Raw genomic sequence first — 6,355 nt, forward strand, 5'->3', positions numbered from 1 at the left:
GGCCTCGATGACGACGTCGACGACGTGGTCGAGGTCCTCCTTGATCTCCCAGCCCATGGTGCGGGCCTCCTCCTCGCCGGGGAGGATCAGCGTGCTGGTGAGGATCGGCTCCCCGAGCTCCTCCAGGACCGCGCAGACCAGCACGTGGTCGGGGATCCTGACGCCGACGGTGCGCTTCTTGGGGTGCATCAGCCGCTTCGGCACCTCGCCGGTGGCCGGCAGGATGAAGGTGTAGGGACCCGGGGTGGCCGCCTTGATCGCCCGAAAGGCTGCGTTGTCCACGTGCACGAACTGCCCGAGCTGGGCGAAGTCCTTGCACATCAGGGTGAAGTGGTGCCGGTCGTCGAGGTCGCGGATGCGCAGGATCCGGTCGCGGCCCTCGCGGTTGCCGAGCCGGGCGCCGAGCGCGTAGCCCGAGTCGGTGGGATAGGCAATCAGCTGGTCGTCTCGCAGCGCCTCGACGACCTGCGTCACCAGGCGTGGCTGCGGGTTGTCGGGGTGGATGTCGAGGTAGCGGGCCATGTCCGGACCAGTCCCTCGGTCAGCCCCGGGCCTGGGCGGCGCGGATGTCGCGGCGCAGCTCCGGCGGGAGGGCGAAGATGAGCGACTCCTCGGCCGTGTGGACGGCCCGGGCCTCGGGGTAGCCGCGCTCGGCCAGGTAGGCGAGCACGCCGTCGACCAGGTCCTCGGGCACCGAGGCGCCCGACGTCACCGAGACCGTGTCCACGCCCTCGAGCCAGGCCTCGTCGATCTCCGAGGCGTCGTCGACGCGGTACGACGCCTTGGCGCCCGCCTCCAGGGCGACCTCCACCAGGCGCACCGAGTTGGAGGAGTTGCCGGACCCGACCACGATCAGCAGGTCGGCACCCTCGGAGATCTCCTTGACCGCCAGCTGACGGTTCTGGGTGGCGTAGCAGATGTCGTCGCTCGGCGGGTCGAGCAGGAGCGGGAACCGCTCCCGGATCGCGGCCACCGTCTCCAGGGTCTCGTCCACCGAGAGCGTGGTCTGCGACAGCCAGGCGACCTTGGCCGGGTCGCGCACCACGATGCCGGCGACGTCCGCCGGGGACTGCACGAGCTGGATGTGATCGGGCGCCTCGCCGGCGGTGCCCTCCACCTCCTCGTGGCCCTCGTGGCCGATGAGGAGGATGTCGTAGTCGTCGCTCGCGAACCGCTTCGCCTCGTGGTGGACCTTCGTCACCAGCGGGCAGGTCGCGTCGATCGTCTTGAGTCCTCGCTCCTGCGCCTCGGTGTGCACCGCCGGCGAGACGCCGTGCGCCGAGAACACCACCGTCCGACCCTCCGGGACCTCGGTGAGCTCCTCGACGAAGATGGCGCCCCGGGCCTCGAGGTCGGCGACGACGTGCTTGTTGTGGACGATCTGCTTGCGCACGTAGACCGGCGCGCCGTACAGGTCGAGAGCCTTCTCGACGGTGATCACCGCGCGGTCGACGCCGGCGCAGTAGCCGCGGGGTGCCGCCAGCAGGACGTTCTTGGCGGCTTCCGGGTCGAGGACCGGGGGGAGGCCGAGATCGGTGGTCATGGCCCGAGTCTAGGAGCCGCCCGGGCGTGCTGCACTGTCGGCGCCGTCCCCTAGGGTCGCTGCGTGGCCACCCTCCGCGACGCGACGCTCGAGTCACCGGCACCGGTGCGTGCGGTGGCCAACGCCGTGAGCCAGTGGATCGACCGCCTCGGCGCCGTCTGGGTCGAGGGTCAGATCGCGCAGGTCAACCGCCGACCCGGCGTCGGCACCGTCTTCATGACCCTGCGCGACCCGATCGCCGACATCTCGGTGACCCTCACCTGCCAGCGCACGCTGTTCGACTCCCTCAACCCGCCGCTCGTCGAGGGGGCCTCCGTCGTCGTGCACGCGCGCCCCTCGTTCTACGCCAACCGCGGGAGCTTCTCGCTCTACGCCCGCGACATCCGGATGGTCGGCCTCGGCGAGCTGCTGGCTCGCATCGAGCGCCGCCGCCAGCTGCTGGCCGCCGAGGGCCTCTTCGCCCCCGAGCTCAAGCGCGACCTCCCCTTCCTGCCCGGCCGCGTGGGACTGGTGACCGCACCGGGCAGTGCCGCCGAGCGCGACGTCGTCGACAACGCCCGCCGGCGGTGGGCGGCCGTGGACGTCGTCACGGCGTACGCCGCGATGCAGGGCTCGCGCTCCGCCGGCGAGGTGATCGAGGCGCTCGAGCGGCTCGACGCGGACCCGAGCGTGGACGTGATCGTCATCGCCCGCGGCGGCGGCTCGGTCGAGGACCTGCTGCCGTTCTCCGACGAGGCGCTGCTCCGCGCGGTGCACAAGGCCCGCACCCCCGTGGTGTCGGCCATCGGCCACGAGCAGGACGCCCCGCTGCTCGACCTCGCCGCCGACGTCCGGGCGTCGACCCCCACCGACGCCGCCAAGCTGGTGGTGCCCGACATGGCCGAGGAGCTCGCCGGGGTCACCTGGGCCCGCGACCGCGTCCGCTCCGTCATGTCACGCATCGTCGACCGCGAGCAGGAGCGCCTCGACCAGCTGCGCTCCCGACCGGTGATGGCCGACCCGCGCACCCTGCTGGCCGCGCGCTCGGACGAGGTCGACCTGCTCCTGGAGCGGGCCCGCCGCACCCTGGGCCACCGGCTCGACCGGGCGGCCGACGACATCGGTCACCAGCGGGCGCGGGCCAGGGCGCTGTCCCCCCTGGCCACCCTCCGGCGTGGCTACGCCGTGCTCCAGGACGCCGACGGCCACGTCGTCACCTCGGTCGACGCCGTGATCGTGGGCGCGGAGGTCAGCGTCCGGGTGGCCGACGGCCGGGTGGTCGCCACCACCACCCGCACCGAGGGCAGCCCCACCGATCCCGACGACGACACCACCCCCTCGACTCGAAGGACCACGCGATGAGCGACTCCCCCGCCGAGCAGGACACCCCGACGTACGAAGCGGCCCGCGAGGAGCTCATCGAGGTGGTGCGCACCCTCGAGGCCGGCGGCACCACGCTCGAGGAGTCACTGGCCCTGTGGGAGCGAGGCGAGCTGCTCGCCCAGGTCTGCCAGTCGTGGCTCGACGGGGCGCGCAAGCGCCTCGACGCGGTCATCGAGGGCGCGGCCGAGGACCAGTAGGCGGTCGTCCGGTGAACCCCCTGGTCAACGCTGCAGCAGCGCGACGATCTCGGTGAGGTCCTCGCGAGGCGCGGAGCCGTAGACCAGCACCGTCTGGTCCCCCAGCTCGGCGGCATAGCCCGTGTCCCCGCCGTCGTCGGTCCAGGTGGTCCACGTGTCGGCGACCTCGCTGTCGAGGCGCACCTCGTCGCCCTCCACCGCGTCCTTGTCGATCGCGACGGCCGCCATGTCGTCGGCTGACTCCTCCTCCTGGCGGATCCCCACGAAGCGGCCCTCGTCGGTCAGCATCCCCATCGCCCAGGCCGGCGACTCGTCCCTGGACAGGTCGACGCTCGTGGCCCGCCAGCCGTCCGGCAGCTCACGGGGATGCACGAGCGACAGCCCGGAGTCGGCGGCCGCCGCCACCGCGTCCTGGTAGTCGACGGGGGACACCTCGACCTCCGCCTGGTCCCGGGTGAAGCCGCGCAGGGCCACGAAGCCCCCGATGACCAGCAGGGTGATGATCATGGCGCCGACCATGCCGGCTGCCGAGCGCTGGTGGCGCGAGGGCTTGCCGCTGGGCCCGCTCACGGTGGGAGGGTTGACGCCGCTGTCGCTCACGCCGCCGATTGTCCCGTACGGCCCCAGCGCACCGTCGGCACCCGTCGTGGTCGGGGCGCTGCGCACGTGGGAGACAATCCCCCGATGACGACCTACCGCCTGGCCGAGGCCGCCGACGTGCTCGGCGTCAGTGACGACACCGTACGGCGCTGGGTCGACRCCGGTCGGCTGCCCGCCGTGCCGGGGGACGGCCGCTCCCCGACGACGATCCGCGGCACCGACCTCGCCCGGCTGGCCGAGTCCCTGCTCGACGAGCCGGACCGTGAGCAGACACGGGCCAGCGCCGTCAGCGCGCGCAACCGTCTCGGCGGCATCGTCACGCGCGTGAAGAAGGACCACGTGATGGCCCAGGTCGAGATGGTCTGCGGCTCGCACCGGATGGTGTCCCTGATGAGCGCCGACGCCGCCGACGAGCTCGGCCTCGAGCCGGGCGTGCGCGCGGTCGCCTCGGTCAAGTCCACGCACGTCGTGGTGGAGGTCCCGTGAGGCGCCCGCCCCGCGCGGCCCTCGTGGTGGCCGCGCTGCTCGTCACCCTGCTCGTCGTCGCCACCGTGGTGCGCTCGTGCGCCGGGCCGTCGACGACGATCGAGGTGTACGCCGACTCCTCGCTGCGCCACGCGTTCACCGACCTCGGCCGGGCCTTCGAGGAGGAGCAGGACGTCGCCATCGACCTCACCGTGGACTCGTCGGGCAACCTCGTCCGCGACCTGACCGCCGGGGACACCCCTGACGTCCTGGCGGCCGCCGACCCGGTGGGTCTCGTCCAGGTCAACGGCGTCCTGACCGGCGAGCCCGCCGTGTTCGCCGAGGACCACCTCGTCATCGCCGTCCCGCGGGGCAACCCGGGCGACGTCACGCGGGTCGCCGACCTCGACGGCGACGAGGTGGCCGTCTGCTACATCAACGAGTCGTGCGGTCGGCTGGCCCAGCTCGCGCTGGACTCCGCCGGCATCGAGGTCCAGCAGGTGGTCGGGGCCGACTCGGCCGCGACCATCAAGACCGTCGTCGACGGCAGCGTGGAGGCCGGGCTCGTGCTCGCCTCGGAGGCCGCCGGTGCCGGGGACGCCGTCGAGACGATCGAGCTGCCGTGGGCGAGCGACCGGGTCGCGTTCCCGTCCATCTCCCTCATCGACGGCGGACCCCACCCGGACGAGGGCCAGGAGTTCATCGACTTCGTCCTCGGCGAGGCCGGTCAGACGATCCTCGCCGACCACGGATTCGCCCTGGYGGATCCGCAGCTGCAGACCGAAGGCTGACATCGTTCCCGCAGGTGCGGCACACTCCCCTCATGAGGGTTCACCGATCTGCGCTTCTGTCTGCCGCCGTGCTGGCCGTCACCCTGAGTGCCTGCGGGGGTGACGGTGCGGGCGACGGCACCGACGGTGGGGGCATCACCGTGCTCGCGGCCGCCTCGTTGACAGACGTCTTCACCGAGCTCGCGGGCGACTACGAGGCGGACGAGGGCGAGACGGTGACCTTCAGCTTCGGCAGCAGCACCGACCTGGCCGAGCAGGCGGCCGACGGCGCGCCCGGGGATGTGCTGGCGACCGCCGACACGACCTCCATGGGGGTCGCGGAGGACGCCGGGGTGACCGGCGACGTCGAGGACTTCGCCACCAACGTGCTCGTCCTGGTCACCCAGCCGGGCAACCCGCTCGGCATCGAGTCGCTCGACGACCTCGACGGCACGAGCTGGGTGCGCTGCGCCGACGAGGCGCCGTGCGGCCGGGTCGCGCTCGAGGTCCTGGACCGGGCCGGCACGACCTCCGAGCCGGTCAGCCTCGAGGACGACGTGCGCTCCGCGCTCGACAAGGTGACCTCGGGCGAGGTCGACGCCGGCCTCGTCTACGCCACCGACGCCGTGGCCGCGGGCGACAGCGTGGCCACCGTCGAGATCCCCGAGGCGGCCGACGTGGTGACGACGTACGCCGTGGCGCCGCTGGAGCAGGCCGGCGACGCCGACCTGGCCCAGGCCTGGGTGGACCTGCTGCTCTCCGATGCCGGTCGCTCCGCGCTCGAGGACGCCGGCTTCGGCGTCCCGGACCCCGCGCCGTGACCCGCGACCCGCTGGGGCGACCGCCCGCGGTCCTGCTGGTGCCGGCGGCCCTCGCGGTCTTCGTGCTCGTCGTCCCGCTGATCGCGATGGTCGCGGCCACCGACTGGGCCTCGCTGCCCGACGAGCTCTCCTCCGAGTCGCTGCGCCAGGCGCTGCGACTCAGTGTCGTCACGTCGACGGCGGCGATGCTGGTCTGTGTCGTGCTGGGCCTTCCCGTCGCGTGGCTGCTGGCCCGCGTGGACTTCCGCGGTCGTGGGCTGCTGCGCGCGCTGGTCACCGTCCCGCTCGTGCTCCCCCCGGTCGTGGCCGGCATCGCCCTGCGCAACGCCTTCGGTCGGACCGGGCTGATCGGTGAGCCGCTGCTCGAGCTGACGGGCTTCGCCTTCCCCTTCACCACCTGGGGGGTCGTGCTCGCCCACGTCTTCGTCTCCCTGCCCTTCGTCGTGATCGCGATCGAGGGCGCGCTGCGCTCCGCCGACCCCGTGTACGACGCCGCTGCCGCGACCCTGGGGGCCACCCGCTGGACGACCTTCCGCCGGGTGACCGTCCCGCTCGCCATGCCGGGGATCCTGGCCGGGATGGTGCTCGGCTGGTCGC

Annotated in this window: 9 protein-coding genes; 6 read left to right on the plus strand and 3 right to left on the minus strand. The window is 73.0% G+C overall.

Going from position 1 to position 6,355, the window contains the following annotated elements; all coding sequences use genetic code 11:
* Positions 1 to 522: L-threonylcarbamoyladenylate synthase (locus tag ACXJKL_RS11525; protein ID WP_457207187.1), on the minus strand; the 522-nt coding region annotated here is incomplete at its 3' end.
* Positions 523 to 541: 19 nt separating this feature from the next.
* The gene (locus tag ACXJKL_RS11530; protein ID WP_457207188.1) at positions 542 to 1,543 is read right to left on the minus strand and encodes a 4-hydroxy-3-methylbut-2-enyl diphosphate reductase; all 1,002 of its coding nucleotides are present in this window, start codon (positions 1,541 to 1,543) and stop codon (positions 542 to 544) included.
* A 63-nt stretch (positions 1,544 to 1,606) separates the two neighbouring features.
* Here ACXJKL_RS11530 and xseA point away from each other — a divergent pair, with 63 nt between their 5' ends.
* Both xseA and ACXJKL_RS11540 read left to right on the plus strand, forming a co-directional pair.
* Positions 1,607 to 2,884 carry an exodeoxyribonuclease VII large subunit gene (gene xseA, locus ACXJKL_RS11535; protein ID WP_457207189.1) on the plus strand — a complete coding sequence of 426 codons (1,278 nt, stop codon included), beginning with the start codon at positions 1,607 to 1,609 and terminating at the stop codon, positions 2,882 to 2,884.
* Entirely contained in the window at positions 2,881 to 3,102 is a 222-nt protein-coding gene (locus ACXJKL_RS11540) for an exodeoxyribonuclease VII small subunit (RefSeq protein WP_457207190.1), read from the plus strand. Before xseA ends, ACXJKL_RS11540 begins: the two co-directional genes overlap by 4 nt.
* A 24-nt stretch (positions 3,103 to 3,126) precedes the next feature.
* Here ACXJKL_RS11540 and ACXJKL_RS11545 read toward each other — a convergent pair whose 3' ends face one another.
* Positions 3,127 to 3,702: a DUF4245 domain-containing protein gene (locus tag ACXJKL_RS11545; protein ID WP_457207191.1), complete on the minus strand. Its 576-nt coding sequence runs from the start codon at positions 3,700 to 3,702 to the stop codon at positions 3,127 to 3,129.
* Between the two features lie 84 nt (positions 3,703 to 3,786).
* On the opposite strand from ACXJKL_RS11545, the gene ACXJKL_RS11550 reads away from it, so the two are divergent.
* The 4 genes from ACXJKL_RS11550 to ACXJKL_RS11565 all read left to right on the plus strand — a co-directional run.
* Entirely contained in the window at positions 3,787 to 4,188 is a 402-nt protein-coding gene (locus ACXJKL_RS11550; protein ID WP_457207192.1) for a TOBE domain-containing protein, read from the plus strand.
* Complete coding sequence (locus ACXJKL_RS11555) at positions 4,185 to 4,958, plus strand: molybdate ABC transporter substrate-binding protein (protein WP_457207193.1); 774 nt, start codon at positions 4,185 to 4,187, stop codon at positions 4,956 to 4,958. The genes ACXJKL_RS11550 and ACXJKL_RS11555 overlap by 4 nt, the downstream gene beginning before the upstream one ends.
* A 68-nt stretch (positions 4,959 to 5,026) precedes the next feature.
* Positions 5,027 to 5,758, plus strand: a complete 732-nt coding sequence (gene modA / locus ACXJKL_RS11560; protein WP_457207194.1) for a molybdate ABC transporter substrate-binding protein — start codon at positions 5,027 to 5,029, stop codon at positions 5,756 to 5,758.
* The coding region (locus ACXJKL_RS11565) for an ABC transporter permease (RefSeq protein ID WP_457207195.1) at positions 5,755 to 6,355 on the plus strand (601 nt) is incomplete at its 3' end. The genes modA and ACXJKL_RS11565, both read left to right, overlap by 4 nt.

The organism is Nocardioides sp. P5_C9_2, from assembly GCF_054049555.1.

Excerpts from the sequence above, each read along its gene's own strand:
- ACXJKL_RS11530 (WP_457207188.1), bottom strand. The coding sequence starts at position 1,543 with ATGACCACCGATCTCGGCCTCCCCCCGGTCCTCGACCCGGAAGCCGCC.
- ACXJKL_RS11540 (WP_457207190.1), top strand. The coding sequence starts at position 2,881 with ATGAGCGACTCCCCCGCCGAGCAGGACACCCCGACGTACGAAGCGGCC.